Source organism: Micromonospora xinjiangensis, from assembly GCF_056150165.1.
The window spans coordinates 224,202-245,879 of sequence record NZ_JAXCFO010000004.1 but is presented as its reverse complement, the minus strand read 5'-3'; the positions used below and the strand labels follow the sequence as shown (position 1 = coordinate 245,879).

18 protein-coding genes and 1 riboswitch are annotated in these 21,678 nt (G+C 71.9%); of the genes, 14 read left to right on the top strand and 4 right to left on the bottom strand.

Going from position 1 to position 21,678, the window contains the following annotated elements; genetic code table 11:
• Positions 1-116: 116 nt before the first annotated feature.
• From SM573_RS16540 to SM573_RS16520, 5 genes are all read left to right on the top strand, one after another.
• The gene (locus SM573_RS16540) at positions 117-1,682 is read left to right on the top strand and encodes a glycoside hydrolase family 99 protein (protein WP_474616468.1); all 1,566 of its coding nucleotides are present in this window, start codon (positions 117-119) and stop codon (positions 1,680-1,682) included.
• A gap of 133 nt (positions 1,683-1,815) precedes the next feature.
• Positions 1,816-3,240, top strand: coding sequence for an aldehyde dehydrogenase family protein (locus SM573_RS16535; RefSeq protein ID WP_474616467.1), 1,425 nt, complete (start codon positions 1,816-1,818; stop codon positions 3,238-3,240).
• A 138-nt stretch (positions 3,241-3,378) separates the two neighbouring features.
• The gene (locus SM573_RS16530) at positions 3,379-3,855 is read left to right on the top strand and encodes a heme-degrading domain-containing protein (protein ID WP_474610095.1); all 477 of its coding nucleotides are present in this window, start codon (positions 3,379-3,381) and stop codon (positions 3,853-3,855) included.
• 273 nt (positions 3,856-4,128) lie between these two features.
• Positions 4,129-4,962 (top strand): helix-turn-helix transcriptional regulator, encoded by an 834-nt coding sequence (locus SM573_RS16525; protein WP_474616466.1) that lies wholly within the window; start codon positions 4,129-4,131, stop codon positions 4,960-4,962.
• A gap of 77 nt (positions 4,963-5,039) precedes the next feature.
• Entirely contained in the window at positions 5,040-6,872 is a 1,833-nt protein-coding gene (locus SM573_RS16520; protein WP_474616465.1) for a glycoside hydrolase family 15 protein, read from the top strand.
• Positions 6,873-6,918: 46 nt separating this feature from the next.
• Here the strand turns inward: SM573_RS16520 and SM573_RS16515 are convergent, their stop codons facing one another.
• The gene (locus tag SM573_RS16515) at positions 6,919-8,010 is read right to left on the bottom strand and encodes a winged helix DNA-binding domain-containing protein (protein WP_474616464.1); all 1,092 of its coding nucleotides are present in this window, start codon (positions 8,008-8,010) and stop codon (positions 6,919-6,921) included.
• Between the two features lie 163 nt (positions 8,011-8,173).
• Here SM573_RS16515 and SM573_RS16510 point away from each other — a divergent pair, with 163 nt between their 5' ends.
• The 8 genes from SM573_RS16510 to SM573_RS16475 all read left to right on the top strand — a co-directional run bounded on the left by SM573_RS16510 (position 8,174) and on the right by SM573_RS16475 (position 16,813).
• Positions 8,174-8,530 (top strand): nuclear transport factor 2 family protein, encoded by a 357-nt coding sequence (locus SM573_RS16510; protein ID WP_474616463.1) that lies wholly within the window; start codon positions 8,174-8,176, stop codon positions 8,528-8,530.
• Positions 8,527-9,117, top strand: a complete 591-nt coding sequence (locus SM573_RS16505; RefSeq protein WP_474610100.1) for a TetR/AcrR family transcriptional regulator — start codon at positions 8,527-8,529, stop codon at positions 9,115-9,117. Before SM573_RS16510 ends, SM573_RS16505 begins: the two co-directional genes overlap by 4 nt.
• A gap of 314 nt (positions 9,118-9,431) precedes the next feature.
• Positions 9,432-10,310: an MBL fold metallo-hydrolase gene (locus SM573_RS16500; RefSeq protein WP_474616462.1), complete on the top strand. Its 879-nt coding sequence runs from the start codon at positions 9,432-9,434 to the stop codon at positions 10,308-10,310.
• A gap of 239 nt (positions 10,311-10,549) precedes the next feature.
• A complete protein-coding gene (locus SM573_RS16495) occupies positions 10,550-11,248 on the top strand; it encodes an HD domain-containing protein (RefSeq protein ID WP_474616461.1) in 699 nt (232 codons plus the stop codon).
• Positions 11,249-11,453: 205 nt separating this feature from the next.
• Positions 11,454-12,587 carry an NAD(P)-dependent alcohol dehydrogenase gene (locus SM573_RS16490; RefSeq protein ID WP_474616460.1) on the top strand — a complete coding sequence of 378 codons (1,134 nt, stop codon included), beginning with the start codon at positions 11,454-11,456 and terminating at the stop codon, positions 12,585-12,587.
• On the top strand, positions 12,581-13,642 hold the full coding sequence (locus tag SM573_RS16485; RefSeq protein WP_474610104.1) for an MBL fold metallo-hydrolase: 1,062 nt from the start codon (positions 12,581-12,583) through the stop codon (positions 13,640-13,642). Before SM573_RS16490 ends, SM573_RS16485 begins: the two co-directional genes overlap by 7 nt.
• A gap of 115 nt (positions 13,643-13,757) precedes the next feature.
• Positions 13,758-15,200 (top strand): MFS transporter, encoded by a 1,443-nt coding sequence (locus SM573_RS16480; protein WP_474610105.1) that lies wholly within the window; start codon positions 13,758-13,760, stop codon positions 15,198-15,200.
• Between the two features lie 197 nt (positions 15,201-15,397).
• A complete protein-coding gene (locus SM573_RS16475; RefSeq protein WP_474616459.1) occupies positions 15,398-16,813 on the top strand; it encodes an aldehyde dehydrogenase family protein in 1,416 nt (471 codons plus the stop codon).
• 177 nt (positions 16,814-16,990) lie between these two features.
• Here the strand turns inward: SM573_RS16475 and katG are convergent, their stop codons facing one another.
• Positions 16,991-19,222, bottom strand: coding sequence for a catalase/peroxidase HPI (katG, locus tag SM573_RS16470; RefSeq protein WP_474610107.1), 2,232 nt, complete (start codon positions 19,220-19,222; stop codon positions 16,991-16,993).
• Positions 19,223-19,602: 380 nt separating this feature from the next.
• Between katG and SM573_RS16465 the strand changes: the two genes are divergently transcribed.
• A complete protein-coding gene (locus SM573_RS16465; RefSeq protein WP_474610108.1) occupies positions 19,603-19,944 on the top strand; it encodes a VOC family protein in 342 nt (113 codons plus the stop codon).
• 98 nt (positions 19,945-20,042) lie between these two features.
• On the opposite strand, the gene SM573_RS16460 is transcribed toward SM573_RS16465, so the two are convergent.
• Both SM573_RS16460 and SM573_RS16455 read right to left on the bottom strand, forming a co-directional pair.
• Positions 20,043-20,705: a pentapeptide repeat-containing protein gene (locus tag SM573_RS16460; RefSeq protein WP_474610109.1), complete on the bottom strand. Its 663-nt coding sequence runs from the start codon at positions 20,703-20,705 to the stop codon at positions 20,043-20,045.
• A gap of 110 nt (positions 20,706-20,815) precedes the next feature.
• On the bottom strand, positions 20,816-21,484 hold the full coding sequence (locus SM573_RS16455; protein WP_474610110.1) for a transglycosylase family protein: 669 nt from the start codon (positions 21,482-21,484) through the stop codon (positions 20,816-20,818).
• A riboswitch (cyclic di-AMP (ydaO/yuaA leader) is annotated at positions 21,483-21,669 on the bottom strand. It overlaps the preceding gene by 2 nt.
• Positions 21,670-21,678 lie beyond the last annotated feature (9 nt).

The following is a 21,678-nucleotide window of genomic DNA, read 5'->3' as shown; positions in this document are numbered from 1 at the left end:
CCACCACGACCACCGTCGCCGGGAGCCGGAGGCCCGCGGCAGCTGACGTGCCCTCGACCGGCCCGCCCCCTCGGGCCACGCCCCCTCGGCGCCACCCGACCACCACCGAAGCCGCGGTGCGGCTCCTCCCCCCGGCCGCACCGCCCTACCCCCACTGGAGCGTCATGCACCCGACGAACACCTGGTGGCGACGCGCCGCCGCCGTGGTCGCGGCGATCGTGCTCGCCGTCGCCGCCACCCCGACCGCCCAAGCGGCCCCGGCGCTGCAGCCACCGGCCCCCGCCGGCACGCCGGTCCGGCCCTTCGCCGCGACCAGCAGCAACGTGCACATCTTCTACTACTCGTGGTACGGCAACCCCAGCCGCGCCGGCAGCTACCGGCACTGGCCGCAGGGCGGCCACACCCCGCCGCAGGACATCGGCGCGAACTTCTACCCGACCCTGGGCGCCTACGACTCCGGTGACCCGGCGACGGTGCGCCGGCACATGGCCTGGATCCGCGACGCCGGAGTCGGTGTGCTCGTCTACAGCTGGTGGGGCCAGGGCTCCTACGAGGACGGCCTGACCCCCACCGTGCTGGACGCCGCCGCCGCGTACGGCCTGCGCGTCGCCTGGCACCTGGAGCCGTACGACGGCCGCACGGCCGCCTCCACCGTCGCCGACATCAGGTACATCCACAGCCGGTACGGCAGTCACCCCGCGTTCCACCGGGACGCGGCCCACGCCAACCGGGCCCCGTTCTACGTCTTCGAGAGTCTGCGGATCGCCGACTGGTCGCCGCTGGCGCAGGTCCGTGACACCAGCATCGTCCTCGCCCAGACCACCGACACCACCAAGGTCGCCCACTTCGGCGGCATGTACACCTACGACGGGATCGCCGGGGCGACCGCCCCGGGCTGGGCCGGCGCGGCCGCGTACTGCCGGGCCAACGGCCTGGTCTGGGCCCCGTCGGTGGCCCCGGGCTATCTCGACGACCGGGCGGTCCCGGGCAACACCACACCCACCGTCGACCGGGCCGACGGCGCCATGTACGACCAGCAGTGGGCCAACGCGTTGGACCCCGCGCACGGCGGCCCGCCGAGGTGGGTCTCCATCACCTCGTTCAACGAGTGGCACGAGGGCTCGACGATCGAGCCGGCCAGCGCGAGCCCGCCGGCCGGGCACGGCTACCTGACCTACTCCGGCGCGTACGGCCGCACCGGCGCCGCCGCCGAGACCGCCTACCTGGAACGCACCCGATACTGGGCCAACCGCTTCGACCCCTCGGTCGACCCGGCACCCGATCCGGACGGGTCGGTGAGCCTGCGAGCCCACGCCAACGGCCGGTACGTGAGCGCGCCCGCCGCCGGCACCGCACCGCTGATCGCCGATCAGCCGTCGGTCGGCACGGCCGAACGGTTCGACCTGGTCGACCTCGGCGGCGGCGCGGTGGCGTTGCGGGCCCGGACCAACGGGCGGTACGTGGCCGCGGAGAACGCCGGAGCAGCTCCGCTGGTCGCCAATCGGACCGCGGTCGGGCTGTGGGAGAGATTCCACCTGGTACCCAACGGTGACGGCAGCGTGAGCCTACGGGCCGCGGTGAACGACAGGTACGTCGTCGCCGAGAACGCCGGGGCCGCGCCACTGGTCGCCGACCGTACGGCGATCGGGCCGTGGGAGCGGTTCGACGTGATCACCCCTTGACTGCTGCCGGCCGGCGGGCCGGGCGGGTCCCGCTGGCCGGCGTTGCCGCGCCCATCGTGCCGTAGCCAGGGATCGTCGAGCCCCGGACAGACCTCACCTGGTTGGGGTGCTCGCCTGGTGCCACGGTCGGTTCATGACCACTACCTCTCACCTCGTCACCGGCCACTGGATCGGTGGCGAGATCGTCGCCGGCTCGGCCGGCACCCTTCCCGTCGTCAACCCGGCGACCGGTCAGACCGTCGCCCACACCCCGGCCGGCACCGCCGCCGACGTCGACCGGGCCGTCGCCGCCGCCCGTGCCGCCCTCCCGGCCTGGGCCGCGAGCACCGCGCGGGAACGGGCGGACGTGCTGCGGCGCATGGCCGCCGGGCTCGCCGCCCGGCGGGAGGAGATCGCCGCGGCGATCACCGCCGAGATGGGCGCCCCGATCACGCTGTCCCGGACCGCCCAGGTCGGTTTCCCGACGGCCGTGATCGAGTCCATCGCCGACCTCGCCGACGAGTTCCCGTGGACCGAGGAGATCGGCAACTCACTCGTCGTCCGCGAACCGATCGGCGTCGTCGGCGCGATCACACCGTGGAACTTCCCGCTCCAGCAGGTCGTGTCCAAGCTCGCGCCGGCGCTGCTGGCCGGGAACACCATGGTCTTCAAGCCGTCCGAGAACGCCCCGCTGACCGCGCGGATCCTCGCCGAGGTCGCCGCCGAGGCGGGCGTCCCCGCGGGGGTGCTCAACGTCGTCTACGGCACCGGCGCGGTCGTCGGGGAGGCCATCTCGGCCCACCCGGGCATCGACATGATCTCCTTCACCGGCTCCACCCGGGCCGGACGGCGGATCGGGGCGGTCGCCGCCGAAACCGTCAAGCGGGTCGCGCTGGAGCTGGGCGGCAAGGGCGCGAACATCATCCTCGACGACGCCGACCTGCCGCAGGCGGTCCGCAAGGGCCTCATGATGGTGTTCACCAACGGCGGTCAGGTCTGCGGCGCGTGGCCCCGGATGCTGGTGCCCGCGGCCCGTCAGGACGAGGTCGTCGCGCTGGCGGTCGCCGAAGCCCAGCAGTACACCGTGGGCGACCCGACCGACGAGGCGACCCGGATCGGCCCGATGGCCTCCGAGGCCCACCGCGCGAAGGTGGACGGCTACATCGCGCGGGGCGTCGCCGACGGGGCGAGGCTCGTCTTCGGCGGTCCCGGCCGGCCGGAGGGCCTCACGACGGGCGCCTACGTGCGACCGACGATCTTCGCCGACGTCGACCCGGACTCCGCCATCGCCCAGGAGGAGATCTTCGGTCCGGTGCTGACGATCATCCCGTACACCGACGAGGAGGAGGCCGTCGAGATCGCCAACGGCACCGCGTACGGCCTCACCAGCGGCGTGTTCGGCGAGCCGGAACACGCGCTCGCCGTCGCCCGCCGGCTGCGGGCCGGGCAGGTCGACGTCAACGGTGGCCAGTGGAACGCACTGGCACCGTTCGGCGGCTACAAGCAGTCCGGCAACGGCCGGGAGTTCGGCCGCTTCGGGCTGGAGGAGTTCCTGGAGATCAAGTCCATCCAACGCTGACCGCCGGGGGCCCCGGTTCGCACGGTCGGGCCGGGGCGGCACGCCGAGATTGTCGCCGGCCGCGCATCCGCCGGGCGCGGCCGGTCGCCGCTCTGGTTGGATCGCGGTGACGATCGAGGAAGGGAGCGGCACACCGTGATGTCAGAGCTTCAGGAGCAGGAAGAACGCCTACAGTTCGACCGCTTCGACAACGACGACGCGTGGGCCCTGGGCAGCCGCCTGGTCGAGATGGCCCGGGAGCGCGGCCACGCCGTGACGGTCGACATCCGCCTCGGCGACCACCAGGTCTTCCACTACGCGCTGCCCGGCACCTCCGCGGACAACGACGACTGGATCGAGCGCAAGATCCGGGTGGTGCGGCGGTTCGGACGCAGCTCCTACCTCGTGGGCCAGAGCTACCGCGACCGCGGCACGACCTTCGAGCAGCAGGCCCACCTCGACCCGGCCCGCTACGCCGCGCACGGCGGCTGCTTCCCGATCATCATCCGGGGCACCGGCCCGGTGGGCACCGTCACCGTGTCGGGTCTGCCCCAACTCGACGACCATCGCCTGGTCGTGGAGGCCCTGGGCCAGTTCCTCGACGGCAAGCGCACCGGGAAGGCCACCACGGCCTGATCCCCGCGGTCGACCACATCGCGGGTGACCCGGGGCGGCGCGCCGCTCTCCTCGCCGGCCGGTGGGACCGACGGGGGCGCTGGTGCCTGAGCGACCTCTGGGCGTCTCGTGACGCGTGGCTCCCGTGGGGCGCGGATCCAGGGACCGGCCGACCCTGGATCCGCCCGGTCGGGCGCGTCACTGTTGGCGCCGGAAGAGCACCCGGGCGCCTGGTGGTTGACCACGGTGCCGGGCACCGGACCGCCAGGCCGGCGGATCGAGGAGGGAGACGCCGTGGATCGCGCGCAACTCGCCAGCTTCCTGCGTACGCGGCGCGAGGCGCTCCAGCCGGAGGACGTCGGTCTGCCCCGCGGGCGGCGCCGGCGCACCGGCGGGCTACGGCGCGAGGAGGTCGCCGCGCTCAGCGGGATGTCGACTGACTACTACAGCCGGCTGGAGCAGCAGCGGGGACCACACCCCTCCGAGCAGATGCTCGCCGCCCTCGCCCGAGGACTGCGGCTGTCGCTGGCGGAGCGGGACCACCTCTTCCAGTTGGGCGGGCACCCGGTGCCGCACCGCGCCGTGCGGGCCGACCACGTCAACCCCGGGATGATGCGGATCCTCGACCGGCTCCAGGACACCCCCGCCCTCGTGGTGAACCACCTCGGCGAGACCCTGGCGCAGACCCCGCCGGCCGTGGCGCTGCTCGGCGACGAGTCCCGGCACACCGGGCTGGCGCGCAGCCTGCACTACCGCTGGTTCACCGACCCCGACGCGCGGCGGCTCTACCTGGCGGAGGACCATCCCACACAGAGCCGGCTCATGGCCGCGCACCTGCACGCCGCGTACACCCGCGACGGGCGGGGCTCGCGGGCCGCCGAGATCGCCGACGCCCTGCGGGCCGAGAGCCCCGAGTTCGCCCGGTTGTGGCGCGAGCACCCCGTGCAGGGGGCGTACTGCCCGCCGAAACGCTTCCAGCACCCCGAGGTGGGTGCGCTGGAACTGCACTGCCAGATCCTGGTGGATCCCGACCAGTCGCAGACGCTGCTGGTGTTCACGGCCGTGCCCGGGTCGGACGCCGACGAGAAGCTGCGGCTGCTCTCCGTCATCGGCGCCCAACAGGTCTGACCACGCCCCGGCGGCCACACGCTCGCGAACCGCGGGCGGCGGCGGTGTCACCGCCCGCCACCCGGGTAGTCGGTGCCGTGGGGCCCGGACGGATCGCGGAGCACGGTTTCCTGGCCGACTGCCGCAGCGCGGTGCTGGTCGACCGCGCGGGGTCGGTGAACTGGTGGTGCCCGGCGCGGTTCGACGCCCCGTCGGTCTTCGCCCGGCTGGTCGACGACGACGCCGGACACTGGGTGATCTGTCCCGAGGGCAGCTTCAGCACCGAACGGGCCTACCTGCCCGATTCACTCGTGCTCCGTACCGTCTTCACCACGGCGACCGGCACCGTGGCGCTGACCGACGCGCTGGCCCTGGAGCCGGGGGCGCGCGGCCACGAGATCGGCCTGCACTCGCCGCGGGTCCTGGCGCGAGTGGTGCGCGGCCTCTCCGGGGAGGTGCCGCTGCGACTGCACTACCGGCCCCGGTTCGAGTACGGCCGGATGGTGCCCCAGATGGTGACCCAGGACGGTGGGCTGGTCGCCAGCGCCGCGTCGGCCCGGCTGGATCTGCGCGCGAGCGTCCCGCTGGAGTGCCAGGTCGGGGAGGCGTTCGCGTCCTTCACCGTGCGGGCCGGCGACACACACCACTTCACCCTCGGGTACGCCCCGGCCTACGACGCGGGCCCGCCGGCGGTCCTCGACGCCGACCAGGTGATCGACAACGCCGTCGAGGGCTGGCGCTCCTGGATGCGCCTGCACGACTACCGCGGCCTCCACCGTGAGCAGGTGCTCCGCAGCGCGCTGGTCGTGCAGGGCATGACCTACCGGCCCAGCGGCGCGGTGGTCGCCGCCCCGACGATGTCCCTGCCCGAGGAGCCGGGCGGCGTGCGCAACTACGACTACCGGTACGCCTGGGTGCGCGACTTCAGCTTCACGTTGGAGGCGCTCTGGCGGGTGGCCTGCACCGACGAGGTCACCCTGCACATCGGGTGGTTGACCCGGTCGATGGGCATGACCGAGGGCATCGTGCCGATCATGTACGGGGTGGAGGGGGAACGCGACCTCACCGAACACGAGCTCGACCACCTGGCCGGCTACGCCGGCAGCCGCCCGGTGATGGTGGGCAACGACGCCTGGCGGCAGCGGCAGAACGACATCCACGGTGAGCCGCTGAGCGCCTCCTGGCTGATGCGGGAGCACCTCGACCCGATGCCGCCGGACATCCGGCAGCTGCTGCGCGGGATGACCGAGCGGGCCGCGCGGGACTGGCACCTGCCCGACGCCGGGATGTGGGAGGCACGCGACGCCGAACGCCACTACGTGTCGTCGAAGGTGCAGTGCTGGACGGCGTTGGACCGGGCCGTCCGCTTCGGGTCCCGGCTGGGCTCGGAGGCGGACGTGGCCCGGTGGGCGGCCGCACGGGACGAGGTGCGACGAGCGGTGCTGACCCGGGGCTGGAGCGACCGGCTGGGAGCCTTCACCGGGGCGTTCGACAGCGAGGACCTGGACGCGTCGGTGCTGTTGATGCCGATGGTCGGCTTCCTGCCGGCCGACGACCCGAGGATGCGCTCGACGATCCGTACCGTCGAGGAGCGGCTGTCCGACGGCGGCCTGCTGCGCCGCTGGGACGGCGACCCCGCCGGCTTCGTGATCTGCTCCTTCTGGCTGGTCAGCTGTCTGGCGCTGGCCGGCGCGCGCGACCGGGCCGGGCAGCTGTTCGATCGGCTCGCCGGCCGGGCCAACGACCTGGGTCTGTTCGCCGAGCAGATCGACCCGCACAGTGGGGAGGCGCTGGGCAACTTCCCTCAGACGTTCTCCCACATCGGTCTCATCAACGCCGCGGGTGACCTCACCGATCTGGAGACCGGGCAGCGGGCGCTCGCGCCCGCACCGGAGCGGCTGATCCCCGTCGACCGACCAGCACAGCCGTGACCCGTGACCACGGGGGCGGGTGCGGCGCTGGCGAGACCAGCGCGGCCTAGTCGGCGAAGTCGACGCCGGTGAGCGCCACACCCCGGTACGCGGCCAGGCGCTCGGCCTGGTCGACCACACGGTGGCGGGTGGTGGCGGTGAGCTTCTGCCAGGGCTGGACGGCGACGGTGAAGGTCCTGCCGGCCTTGCGGGGGCGCCAGGTGCCGACGAGTCGACCGTCGACCAGAACGGCGCCGGGGCGGCCCAGGACGGGCCACAGCTCCTTGGCGCGGGCCGTCTCCGGCACCAGGGTCGCCCGGTCCTTGGCCTGCAGGAAGAGGTCGAACGGGCCCAGCAGGCGGGTCGCCGTCGGGTCGGCCGACCTCAGCGCCGCCTCGTCGGCGGCCAGCAGCGAGCGGGCCTCGCCGTCGACCGTCACGTCGACCACGTCCTCGGGCCAGTGCGCCCTCACGTCCCTCACCGGGGCGTCGAGGTAGTCGGCCACGTGCCTGGGGGCGGCGGGGCCGAGCAGGCGAAGGTACGCGCGGACGAGATCGAACCGGTCGCCCGCGCCGGCGGCCTTCCGGAATCGCGGGGTGGGCCGCAGGACCGGCGGGGACGTGTCGAGCTGCAACTCCAGCCCGGCCCGGACGGCAGCCAGCCGGAAGGGCATCTCGTAGAGGTGGGTGGCGTCGCACGGGCGGCAGAACCGCAGATACGGCTCGGGCAGCGCCTTCGCCAGGCGGCCGGAGACCTCCCCCTTGACCATCGGCTCGGTGACGACGGCGCGCATCTGCGCGGCGACCTCGTCGAGAGCGGCGAGGTTGGCGATCCCGGCGGCCTTCAGCGGCTTCGCGGCGTCGTAGATGCGCTTGCCCGCGTCGGCGTCGGAGAACGGCTCGACCGCCGCCGCCACCTCCGCCACGTCGCCGCGGCGGTAGAGGTGGGGCGCGCCCCGCACGGTCCACAGCAGGATCAGCTCCTCCGCGGGCAGCGCCGCCACGTCGATCCCACGTACCGCGAGCGCCCACCGGGCGCCGTCGGGACCGGTGTCCTGCACGCCGATGTCGAGCACGGCGGTGTCGTCGAGCGTGCCCTCGTCGCGGTCGAGCTGCTGGGCCCGAACGCGGAAGTTCATCACCTGGCGCCGGTCAACCACTCCGACACCGTACTGCCGGCCCCGCACACCGGGGGCTCACCGCCCGCCCGCGTCCGGCGTGCGCGGCGGCGGTGATGGCGAGCATCACAGGCTCCGGCCCCGCCCCGTCCGGTACCGTCGCGCTAACCGGACTCAGGAGTCCGGATAGCCGAAGGGATACCCGATGACCCCGGTACGCATCAGCGACGCCATCCGCGACGTGGCGTTCGAACCGCACCTCCCGCTGCACGAGGCGCTGGACAAGTACTACGCGCCCGACCTGGTCCACCACGCCGACGGCCGGGCCCGCGACCGCGACGAGTTCGCGGCCATGGTCGCCGACATCCGTAGTCGCGTTGCCGAGGGCGAGGTCACCGTGCTGGACGAGCTGTACGACGGGTCGCACTACGCCGAGCGGCACCGCTACCGGATGACCCTGACCGACGGCACCGTCGTCCATCGGGAGATGTACTACTTCGCGACGCTGGCGCAGGACGGCCGGTTCCAGCGGGTCTACGAGACCGGCTTCGACGTCGCATGACCACCCGCCCGGGTACGCCACACCCGGAAGCGGTTCCGGCCGCGACCGGGAACCCGCCGCGGCGGGCGGACGCGCGGCGCAACCACGAGCGGGTCCTCACGGCCGCCCGCGAGCTGTTCGCCGAGCGCGGTCTGGACGTCACGGTTCCCGAGGTCGCCGCGCGAGCCGGGGTCGGTCGGGCCACGGTCTATCGCAGCTACCCCACCAAGGAGGAGCTGGTGCTGGCGGCCTCGCGGGCCAGCTTCGACGCGCTGGAGGAACGGACGCGCGCCGCCCTCGCCGACGACGACGCCTACCGCGCGTTCCGCGCCTACGTGCCGGACCTGCTCGATCGCCTCTGCCGCGACCGGGGCCTCGCGGACGCGTTCTTCGAGGCCCGCCTGGTGCCCGCCGCCGGTCTGGTCGAGCTGATCGGCCGGCTCGTCGAGGCGGCGAAGGTGTCGGGCCGCGTCCGCGCGGACGCCGGCGTCCTCGACGTGCGGGTCGTCCTGTGCGGTGCGATCCGCCAGCTCATCATGCTGGACGAGCGTGACCCGGCTACCTGGCGCCGCTACGCCGACCTGATCCTCGCCGCCTTCCGTCCCTGACTCCGGCCCGTGACGGCCGGATGGAGCCGCGCAGGCGGCCTGGCCGGCGGTGGCCCGCGGCCTGCGCGCGAGACCTCTGCGTCCTGGACGAGGCGCGCCCTGCGGTCGACCGGCACCCCCCGATCCGTCCGGACCCCGGGGGAATACGTTGGCAGGAACATGTGTTGTCGCACATAAGTTTCGCGGCCTACATTTATGAGCGCAGCCCACCGGCATGTGGGCGGGTAGCTCACTACGGTCGCCCACCGCCGGACCCCGGGACCGGTCACGGCCCCCGGCACGGCGGGACCAGAACTCCGAACAAGGTGAGAACCATGCAGAAATGGACGGTAGGCAACGTAACCGTCACGAAGATCGTCGAGTTGGAGAGCGTCGGTGACACCGAGCTGATGCTTCCGGAGGCCACTCCCGAGGCCGTCCGACCCGTCGAATGGCTGTATCCGCACTTCGCCGCCCGCGACGGCAGGCTGTGGACCAGCATCCACTCGTTCGTCATCGAGACCCCGACACGGCGCATGGTCGTCGACACCGCCCTGGGCGCCCACAAGACGGGGCGCCCGGTCGAGGCCTGGAACGATCTGCGCTCACCGCTGCTCGACCGCCTGACGGCGGCCGGGTTCCCGCCCGAGTCCGTCGACACCGTGCTCTTCACCCACCTGCACATGGACCACGTCGGGTGGAACACGCACCTCGTGGACGGCAGCTGGGTGCCGACGTTCACCAACTCGCGTCACCTGGTCGTCGGCGAGGAGCTCGAGCACTGGCGCAGGAACGCCGAGACCGCGACCGGAGGCATGCGCCTGGCCTACGCCGCCGCCTTCGCCGACTCGGTGCGTCCCGTGCTCGACGCGGGCCTCGTCGACCTGGTCGGCACGGATCACCAGGTCAGCGACGAGGTCCGGCTGATCCCCACCCCCGGGCACACCCCGGGCCACGTCAGCGTCGAGATCACCTCGGCCGGCGAACGAGCGGTCATCACCGGAGACGCCATCCACCACCCTTCCCAGCTGACCCGTCCGGAGTGGACCTCCGCCGGGGACATGGACGCCGAGCAGGCCGTCCGCACCCGGGTGGACCTCCTGTCGAGAGCCGCCCACGACCGGGCACTGCTGATCGGGACCCACTTCGCCGGGCCCAGCGCCGGCCGCGTGGTCCGCGACGGCGACGCCTTCCGCCTCCTCACCGACGGCTGAGCCCGTCTGCGCGAAAACGGCCCCTTGACTTCCGTGGGCCGCGGCCTCGTCGGACGACCGGGCCGCACGATCGAGACCTTGTCGCAGGGCCGGTGTACCGATACGTTGGCGATGGCAGGAAGGCGCTTCCTGCCATTTGTCTGCGGTGTGGACGACGGCTCCACCGGAGGCGATGGCGTGACGGCCTCACCCACGCCGCTTCCCGCCACCGGAGAGCCGGGCGGAGCGGATGTGCGCGCATGACGATCGATTCCTCACTGGTGATACCGACCGATGAGCAGATCCGAGCGCTGCACGAACGGTACGCGCCCACCGAAGAGGCCTTCGAACTCGTCTACACCCACTGCCAGATCGTCTGCGCCATCGCCGAGCAACTCCTCGACGCGCATCACCCCACCGTGAATGTGGCTCTGGTGCGCGCGGGCAGCCTCCTGCACGACATCGGCGTCTACCGCCTGTACGACGCGGCGGGGAAACCCGACCTGAACAACTACGTCCGCCACGGCGTCCTCGGGCACGCGCTCCTTCGCGACCTCGGCTATCCCGACGTGATCGCCCGGTTCTGCTCCCACCACACCGGCGTCGGCATCACGGCCGAGGACGTGCGGCGCCAGCGCCTGCCGCTACCGGTCAGCGACTACACGGCCGACACCGTGGAGGAGCACCTGGTGATGTACGCGGACAAGTTCCACAGCAAGACCACGCCACCCACCTTCGTGACCACGGCGTCGTACGCCGCCGCCGTGCGGCGGTTCGGCGAGGACAAGGTGGCCCGGTTCGCGGCGCTGGTGGAGCGCTTCGGCGAGCCGGATCTGCGGCTCCTGTCCGCTATCAGCACGCTCTCACCTGACGACGGTCGCCTCCGTAGCGCACGCACGGGTGGGCCCGATCACGGGAGAGTCGTAGCCCGCGGCCGCCGGCCCCTGGCCGATTCCTGACCGACGCAGGTCGAGGGCGGGTTCGCCCCGGAGCGGCCCGCGCTCTGACCCCCGGCGAGATGTGTTCGCTCGCACATATGTTGTGGAGCAAAATATTTCGTGTCTAGACTTCATGTCGAACCAACTATTGGCCATACCGGCGATGCCCTGGCCGACCACCCACCGTGATCGGCCGACTCCCGGACGTCGCCCGGAAGGAGGCATCATGCGGATCCGCGCAGCCGTGGCCGAGGACCCCTCGAAGCCGTTCGTGATCGAGGACCTCGACCTCGACGAACCGAGAGCCGACGAGGTCCTCGTCAAACTCGTCGCCACCGGCATCTGCCAGACCGACGCGCACGCCCGGCACGCACAGAGCCCCGCGCCCCTCCCGATCGTGCTCGGGCACGAGGGGGCGGGCATCGTCGAGAAGGTGGGCCCGGGCGTAACCGACCTACGGCCGGGCGACCACGTCGTCCTCTCGTACCAGTCGTGCGGACGCTGCGAGCAGTGCCTGAGCGGGCACCCGGCCTACTGCGAACACGCGTTGGCCGCGAACTTCTCCGGAGCGCGCCTGGACGGCACGCGTGGACTGCGCCGGATCAGCCCCGACGGTGGCGAGGTCAACGGTCACTTCTTCGGCCAGTCGTCGTTCGCCAGCCACGCGCTGGCGACGGCGCGCAACGCGGTCAAGGTCCCCGAGGACGCGCCCCTGGAACTGCTGGGACCACTCGGCTGCGGCCTGCAGACCGGAGCGGGGGCGGTGCTGAACTCGTTCCAGGTGCCGGCCGGCGCCTCGGTGGCCGTGTTCGGCGTCGGGGCGGTCGGGTTCGGCGCGCTGATGGCGGCGGTCGCCGCCGGCGCCGAGACGGTGATCGCTGTCGACGTGAACCCACAGCGGCTCGCCCTCGCCGAGGAGTTGGGCGCCACCCACTCGCTCGACGCGCGCGAGGTGGACGTGGCCCAGGAGATCAAGGACCTCACCGGGCGCGGCGTCGACTTCGTGCTGGACACCACGGGGCGCGGCGACATGCTCGACCACGCGGTCGCCGCCCTGGCGCCCATGGGTCAGGTCGGGCTCGTCGCCGGCGGCAACCGGGACGCGGTCGTGCCGGCGGCGAAGCTCGCACTCGGCAAGTCGGTCCGCGGGATCGTCCAGGGCGACTCGATCCCGCAGCTCTTCATCCCCAAGTTGATCAAGTTGTACCAGTCCGGCCGGTTCCCCATCGACCGACTGGTCCGGTTCTACAGGTTCGACGACATCGACGAGGCGTTCGCCTCCGCGGCCCGCGGCGACGTCGTCAAGCCGGTCCTGCGCTTCACGGGCACCGGCAACGAGAAAGAGGCACAGGAATGGTAGGCAAGTACGGCGAGTTCTACGCCGCCCGGAAGTGGGGTTTCCCGAAGGCCGTGGCCGGCGAGCACGCCCCCTCTCCCCAGCAGTTCATGCCCGACCACATCAACGACCCGTCCTTCTACGAGAAGGGCTGGCACATGGAGGAACTCGGCGACGGCTTCTACTGGGTCACGAGCCCGTCGGGGTACGAGGCGGCGTTCATGCTCACCGGCAACGGCGCCATCGTGATCGACGCGCCGCCGCCGCTCGGCGAGAACATCCTGGCCGCGATCGAGTCCGTCAGCGACGAGCCGGTGACGCACCTGATCTACAGCCACTGGCACTCCGACCACATCGGCGCGGCTTCCATGTTCGGACCGAAGGTCAAGATCATCGGGCACGACATCACCCGGGAACTGCTGGCCCGGTTCCCCGACCCGTACCGGCCCCTGCCCACCGAGACGTTCGCCACGGACGCGACGCTCGAGGTCAACGGCACCAAGCTCGAACTGTCCTACAAGGGTGCCGACCACTGCCCGGGCAACATCTACATCTGGGCGCCCACGCAGAAGGTCCTCACGAAGATCGACATCGTCAGCCCCGGCTCGGTCGCGTTCATGCACGCGGACGCCTCGGAGAACATCAGTGGGTTCTACCAGGCCCACGACGACATCCTCTCGTACGACTTCAAGGCCCTCGTCGGCGGCCACATCACCCGATGGGGCACGCGCGAGGACGTGGAGGCGGCGCGGGAGTACTGGCACGACGTGCGCACCTTCGCCGACGAGGCGCTCAAGGAGATGAGCACGAGGGACGTGCTGGAGGGCTTCCACCACGGCATGGGCCGGGAGCACCGGCTCGTCGGCGCGGAGAACTTCATCAACTCGATGGTGAACTACATCGTGGACAAGACCCTCTCCAAGGTCACCTCCAACGGGCAGACGTGGCCGGAACGGCTCGCGGGGGCCACGCCCTTCACCAAGTACCACGCCTACACCGTCATGGAGTCCTCTCGCACGGAGCGGACCCACCACGGCTACCAGCGGCGCGGTACCGGTGGTCCCTGGTACGTCGTCTGACCCCTCGTCGCGGCGGGCGCCGGAGGCACTCGGCTCCGGCACCCGCCGGCCTCCGCCGGGCCGCTGCCGAGCGGCGGCCCGGCGCCGGCTCCGCTGCTCGTGAAGAAGGCTCCTCATGGCGTCCCACCGGATCACCCACCCTCGACTCGTCCTGTTCGTCGTCCTGCTCGGCGTGTTCGCCTTCGCGCTGCTCCAATCCCTGATCAACCCGGTGCTGCCCGTGCTGCAGCGCGACCTGGACACCACCCAGAGCCTGGTCACCTGGGTCATGACGGCGTTCCTGCTGTCCGCGTCCGTCTTCACACCTCTGCTCGGCCGCGCCGGAGACCGCTACGGCAAGGACCGCGTCCTCGTCGCCTCCCTGGCCGCCCTCGCGGTCGGGTCCGCCGTCTCCGCACTCGCGCCGAACCTCGCCGTGATGGTGGTCGGCCGCGCGGTGCAGGGGGTGGGCGGCGGAGTCCTGCCGCTGACGTTCGGCATCATCCGCGACGAGATGCCGCGGGAGAAGGTCCCCGGCTCCATCGGCGTCGCCGCCGCCCTCGCCGCCGTCGGCGGCGGCGTCGGCGTGGTCGTCTCCGGGCCGCTCACCGAACTCGTCGGCGCGCGGCTGCTGTTCGCGCTCCCCCTGGTCCTCTCGATCGTCGCCGCGCTGGCGGTTCACGCCGTCGTGCCGCCCTCACCGTCGAGAAGCGACACCCGGATCAGCTGGCGGGGCGCCCTGCTGCTGGCCGCCTGGCTCGTGGCCCTGCTCCTACCGCTGTCCCAGGCCTCGCGTTGGGGCTGGACGTCGAGCGCGGTGATCGGCCTGCTGATCGCCGCCGCCGCGCTCGCCGCCACGTGGGTCCTGGTCGAGCGACGTTCCGCCAGCCCGTTGATCGACCTTCAGATGATGCGTGTCACCGCGGTGTGGAGCACCAACCTGGTGTCCCTGCTGCTCGGCGTCGTGCTCTTCGCGGTCATGGCCTTCCTGCCCGCGTTCGTGCAGACCCCGCCCTCGACCGGGTACGGATTCGGCGCGAGTGTGACCGGGGCGGGGCTGCTGTTGCTGCCGATGACGGTGTTGATGTTCGCCGCCGGACTGGCCTCGGCGCGCCTGGTGGCGCGTCTCGGCCCGCGTCCCGTGCTGGTGCTGGCCTCGGCGCTGAGCGTGATGGCGATCGCGGTGCTCGCGTTCCGGCACGACCATCAGTGGCAGGTGTCGATCGCCATGGGACTGCTGGGCGTGTCGCTGGGCCTGGCCTTCTCCACGATGTCCAACGTCATCGTGGCCTCGGTCCGCCCAGACCAGACGGGTGTGGCCAACGGCGTCACCGCGAACGTGCGCACGATCGGTGGGGCGCTGGGCGTGGCCATGGTGGGTGCGGTCCTCGGCACGCACACGCCCGCCGGGGGCCTACCGACCGAGACCGGCTACACCCTGGGCTTCGCCGTCCTGGGCGTCGCCGGGGGCGTCGCGCTCCTCGGTGCCCTGCTCGTTCCCGGGCGCCTCGGCGCCACCGCCGCACGGTCGGCGGAACGGTCACAGCCAGGCCCACCGCCGCAGCGCATCCCGGCCTGAGGGCTGCACGCCGCCCTCGACCTGCGTCAGAACGTTGCGGTCGATCGCCGGTACGTTGATCGCAAAGATGTGTTGCAAGGCAAAATTTATGTGAAGCATAATGGATCGTCGTCCGGCCGCGAACCACACCGCCACGCCGCCGACGGACAGGGGGCGGACGACCAGTCCGCCGGCTTGCACCCAGTGGGAGAAGAACAATGCGAGAAATTGACAAGATCTACATCGATGGACGGTTCGTCACACCGCACGGGACCGAGATCCTGCCCCTCCACAACCCGGCGACCGAGGAGCTCATCGCGCGGGTGCGCCTCGCCGACGAGATCGACGCCGCGGCGGCGATCGCCGCCGCGAAGCGCGCCTACCCGAGCTTCTCGAAGACCAGCAAGGAGGAGCGGATCGCCATCCTCACGCGCCTCGGCGCCGCGATCACCGAGCGCCTCCCCGAGCTGACCGACGCCATGACCGAGGAGTACGGCGGGCCCGGCACGTTCGTGAGGTTCGGGATGGCCCGCGCCGCCGAGATGTTCACGGAGACCGCCGAGATCCTCGAGTCGTACGAGTTCACCCGGTCGACCGGACGGACCACCATCTCGATGGTCCCGGTGGGCGTCGCGGTCGCCATCACCCCGTGGAACCACAGCGTCGCGTTCGTGTCCCAGAAGGTCGCCGCCGCCATCGCCGCCGGCTGCCCCATCGTGGTCAAGCCCAGCGAGCTCAGCGCCGTCCAGACACAGATCATGAGCGAGTGCTTCGACGCCGCGGACGTCCCGGCCGGTGTGATCAACATCGTGAGCGGACGTGGCGACGTGGTCGGTGACACCCTCACCACCCACCCGGACGTCGCCAAGGTCAGTTTCACCGGGTCCACGGCGGTCGGGCAGCGCGTCATGCGCAACGCGGCGGCGTCCATGAAGAGGTTCACCCTCGAACTCGGCGGGAAGAGCCCGACGATCCTCCTCGACGACGTCGACGTCGAGACGGCCGTCCCGATGGCGCTCACGGCGGGATTCGTCAACAACGGCCAGGCCTGCTTCGCGGGCACCCGCATTCTCGCCCCGCAGAGCCGCCTCGACGAGGTCGTCCGCGCCCTCGAAGCCGGCGTCGCCGCGTTCCCGGTCGGTGACCCCCGCGATCCGTCGACGGCCATCGGCCCGCTCGTCAACCAGACGCAGTTCGAACGGGTCCAGGACTACATCCGGTTGGGGCAGGAGGAAGGCGCCCACGCGCTCGTCGGCGGGGCCGGTCGACCGGAGGGCATCGACAAGGGGTGGTTCGTGAGACCGACCGTCTTCACCGGAGTCACCAACGACATGCGGATCGCCCGGGAGGAGATCTTCGGCCCGGTGCTCTGCGTCATCCCCTACCGGGACGAGGCCGAGGCGGTCGCCATCGCCAACGACACCCCCTACGGGCTACAGGCCTACGTCTTCTCCGCCGACGAGAAGCGCGCGGCGGCCGTCGCCGAGCACCTCGAGGCCGGCACCGTCCTGATCAACCGGACCTTCGGCGATCCGCTCGCCCCGTTCGGCGGGATGAAGCAGTCCGGCATCGGACGCGAGCACGGCGTGTACGGCCTGGAGTCGTTCCTCGAGACACGCGCCGTGACCGCCTGACGACAGGGACCTCCGGTCGCCGGCCCGGCCGGGGACCGGAGGGCGGGACACGCACCCGGTGTGCCCGCTCGGCCGCGTGGAGCGCCGGGCCACCGACTGGCGCGATGACGATGACGAGCGAGCCGCCGAGGACGTCCGGGCCGGCCCACCAGGAGCCGGCCCGGACGTCGGTCGGGATCAGACGAGGTCGAACCGGTCGAGGTTCATGACCTTGACCCAGGCGGCCACGAAGTCCCGCACGAACTGCTCCCGCGCGTCGTCGCTCGCGTACACCTCGGCGACCGCCCGCAGCTCCGAGTTGGAGCCGAAGACGAGGTCCGCCCGGCTACCGGTCCACTTGACCTCCCCGGTGGCGTCGTCGCGACCCTCGAAGGTGTTCGCGTCCTCCGACGTCGGCGTCCACGTCGTGCCCAGGTCGAGCAGGTTGACGAAGAAGTCGTTGGTCAGCGAGCCGGGGGTCTCGGTGAAGACGCCCAGCGGAGACTGCTGGTAGTTGGCGCCCAGGACGCGCAGACCGCCGACGAGGACGGTCATCTCGGGCGCGCTCAGGGTCAGCAGGTTCGCCCGGTCCACGAGCAGGAACTCGGCCGGCAGGCGGTGGCCCTTGCCGAGGTAGTTGCGGAACCCGTCGGCGGTGGGCTCCATCGCCTCGAACGACGGCACGTCGGTCTGCTCCTGCGAGGCGTCCATCCGGCCGGGCGTGAAGGGGACCTCGACGTCGAAGCCGGCGGTCCGGGCCGCCTGCTCGACGCCGACACCGCCGGCGAGCACGATCAGGTCGGCCAGGGAGATCTTCTTTCCGCCGGTCTGGGCGGTGTTGAACGCCTCCTGGACGCCCTCCAGGGTGCGCAGCACCCGCGCCAGCTCGTCAGGGTTGTTGACCTCCCAGCTGTTCTGCGGCGCGAGGCGGATGCGCGCCCCGTTGGCGCCGCCGCGCTTGTCGCCGCCGCGGAACGTCGAGGCGGACGCCCACGCGGTGGAGACCAGCTGGGACACCGACAGGCCCGAGGCGAGGATCCGGGCCTTGAGGGCGGCGACGTCCTCGGTGTCGACGAGTTCGTGGTCCACGGCCGGGATCGGGTCCTGCCAGATCTGCGTCTCGGCGGGGACCTCCGGGCCGAGGTAGCGCTGGATCGGGCCCATGTCGCGGTGGGTCAGCTTGAACCACGCGCGGGCGAACGCGTCCGCGAACTCGTCCGGGTTCTCCATGAAGCGCCGCGAGATCTGCTCGTAGACCGGGTCGAAACGGAGCGCGAGGTCGGTCGTCAGCATGCCCGGGGCGTGCCGCTTCGACGGGTCGTGGGCATCGGGGACCGTCCGCTCACCCGCACCGTGCTTGGGCTTCCACTGGTGGGCGCCGGCCGGGCTCTTGGTCAGCTCCCACTCGTAGCCGAAGAGGTTCCAGAAGAAGTTGTTGGTCCACTTCGTGGGCGTCGTGGTCCAGATGATCTCCAGGCCGCTGGTGATCGTGTCCGCGCCCTTGCCGGTGCCGAAGCTGTTCTTCCAGCCCAGGCCCTGCTCCTCGATCGGGGCGCCCTCGGGCTCCGGCCCGACGTGGTCGGTGGTGCCCGCACCGTGGGTCTTGCCGAACGTGTGACCGCCGGCGATGAGGGCGACGGTCTCCTCGTCGTTCATTCCCATGCGGGCGAACGTGTCGCGGATGTCCCGGGCGGCCGCGATCGGATCCGGATTGCCGTTGGGGCCCTCCGGGTTGACGTAGATGAGGCCCATCTGGACCGCGGCGAGCGGCTGCTCCAGCTCCCGGTCGCCGGTGTAACGCTCGTCGCCGAGCCACGTGGTCTCGGGGCCCCAGTAGACGTCCTCGTCGGGCTCCCAGACGTCGGCGCGGCCGCCGGCGAAGCCGAAGGTCTTGAAGCCCATGGACTCCAGGGCGACGTTGCCGGCGAGGATCATGAGGTCGGCCCAGGAGAGGTTCTTGCCGTACTTCTTCTTGACCGGCCACAGCAGGCGGCGGGCCTTGTCGAGGTTGCCGTTGTCCGGCCAGCTGTTGAGCGGCGCGAACCGCTGCTGCCCGGCGCCGGCGCCGCCGCGGCCGTCGCGGAGGCGGTAGGTGCCCGCGCTGTGCCACGCCATCCGGATCATGAACGGGCCGTAGTGGCCGAAGTCGGCCGGCCACCAGTCCTGCGAGGTGGTGAGGACCTCGGCGATGTCCCGCTTCACCGCGGCGAGATCGAGGCTCTTGAACGCCTCGGCGTAGTCGAACTCCTCGCCCAGCGGGTTCGCCACGGCCGGGTTCTTGGCGAGGATCTTCAGGTTGAGCCGGTTCGGCCACCAGCCGCGGTTGCCGCCGCCCTGGGTCGGGTGCGGGGCGCGTCCGTGCGCGACCGGGCAGCGGGACTCGCTGCCGGCCTCCGCGTCGTGGACGACGGCGTCGTGGTTCTCGGACATCTGGTTCCTTCCGTGACTGACCAGGGGGATCAGTGGGTGCTTGCGGTGGAACCTCTGGGACACGGGCGGGCCCAGAGGGTGCTCGGCGTCATGGATCAGCCGTTGTCCTCGGTGGCGGTCAGGCCGGGCGCCGCACCGGCGGCGCGGTCGACGCCGGTGGCGGGAACGGCACGGCCGGCCGGGGACGGGTCACGCGCGACGCGGCTCCGCGCAACGTTTGTGGGAAGTCCGGTGTCGCGGTCACGGGAGGGAGTCTCACCCGTTTTCTGGAATGGGTCAAGAAAATGGGCTGGACGTCACCGGGGGCCGCCGCCAGCCTAGTGGATCTTCCACGGGCGGACCCACCGTGCGATGTCGGGGGCCGGCCCTAGCCTGACACCATGGCTGTCGATCTTTTCGCGGGCATCCCCGTCGCCGACTACGCGCGGGCAATCGAGTGGTACGAGCGGCTGCTCGGGTCGCCGCCGACGTTCGTGGCCAGCGACACCGAGGCGGTGTGGGAGCTGGCCGAGCACCGGTTCGTCTTCGTCGAGCACCGGCCGGAGCGCGCCGGTCACGCACTGCACACCGTCTTCGTCGACGACTTCGACGCCCGCGTGGCCGAGGCGAGCGCGCGAGGGCTGGAGCCCGCGCATCGGGAGACCTACCCCAACGGTGTCCGGAAGGCGAGATACCGGGACCCGGACGGCAACGAGATCGACTTCGGGGGTGCTCCCCGCTGACCGCCTGCCCGGACGGGGAGCACGGCCGCGTGGACGATCAGCTCCGGTTTCACGGGACGAGTGGGAGCCGGTCGTCGTCGCGCGATGCCTCCTCGGCGTCAATCCTGGCGCACGGTGAGGTCGAGGGCGCCGACGGTCAACCGCGTGAGGTCCGGAAGCTGATCCTCGCCGAGGACCACACCGCGCAGGTTGTCCAGGGGCGTCCTGAGCCCGTAAAGGCGATTGCCCCGCAGGTCGGCGCCGGTGAGTTGGCAGGAGCGCAGGTCCAGGCCGGTCAGGTCGCAGGAGCGCAGCGCGATGCCCGGCAGGCGGCAGGTCGACCAGGTGGCGTCCGCGAGGGTGCAGTCGGTGAGGGCGACCGAGCCGGCGGCGGTGACGCGCTGGAAGGTGGCGTAGTCGAACCGGCAGCCGTCGAACAGGACGTCCTTCAGGCGTACGTCGGTGAGTTCCGCGCCGGTGAACCGGGAGCCGGTGATCACACAGCGCTCGATGGTGACACCGGTCAGCGCGCCGCCGGAGAAATCGGTGCGGGCAATCTCGCAGCCGTGCAGGCCGCCGGTCTCCCAGGTGGCCCCGCTGAGGTCCGCACCGGCGATGCGACTGCTGCGGACGCGGACACCCTCCAGTCGCGCACCGGGTCGGGACGCGCCCTCGACGAGGGCCTCGGTGAGCCCGTCGGTCAGTTCGGTCACGCTGTCGAGGTCGTCGGGGTGGAGGTCCGGCAGCAGGAGCCGCACGTCGCCGATCGTGGTGGTGCGCACGTGTGCTCAACCTGCCGGGACGCGGGCTGGGCACGCCGCCCGGCGGCGCGGACCCGGCCGTGCCGGGGACTCGCGGGATCGCGGGCCCCCGGCCGTCGCGGTCGAGCCGATCAGAGGCTGAGGCGCTGACCGGGGAAGATCAGGCCGGGGTCGTCGCCGACCACGCGCTCGTTCCGCTCGTACAGGGCGTGCCAGCCACCGGCCACGTGGCGCGCCTCGGCGATCTGCGAGAGGGTGTCGCCCGGCTGGACCACGTACGTGTGGCCGGTCGCGGCGGGCCGCTCACCACGGGTGGTCGACTTCTCGCCGCCGCTGGAGCGCTCCGGCTCGGGCGACGGCTTCGACGTCGACCTCGCGGTGGACTTCGACGACTTCGAGGTGGACTTGGACGACTTCGAGGTGGACTTCGAGGACGTCGCGCCGGCCTTCTTGCCGCAGGTCGGCCAGGCACCGATGCCCTGGCCGTCGAGCACCTTCTCGGCGATCGCGATCTGCTCGCCACGGGTGGCGAGGTCGGCGCGGGCGGCGTACTTCTTGCCGCCGTAACCCGCCCAGGTGCTCTGGGAGAACTGCAGGCCACCGTAGTAACCGTTGCCGGTGTTGATGTGCCAGTTGCCGCCGGACTCGCACTGGGCGATGGCGTCCCAGTTGACCGCGGCCTGGGCGGGCGCCGCGCCGAAGAGTGCGACGGCGCCGGTGACCGCGCCTGCGGCCAGCGTGCCGACGGCGGCGCGACGGGCGGTCACGGCCCGGTGACGGGCGTTGTACGAAGATGACATGGATTTCCTCCACGCCGGCGAGGTGAGCTGTCGGGTTCGGGCTGAGGAGCCCGGCCGCGGATGGGCGGCTTCACCCCGAGGCGCCCGGCACGGGAGGCCGGTGGCGCCGAGGAACGGTGGGTCCCCCGCTCCTGCCTGAATCACGAGTGCCGACGACCGGCGGCAGGATTTGGCGTTACCGGTCGCGGTGTCCA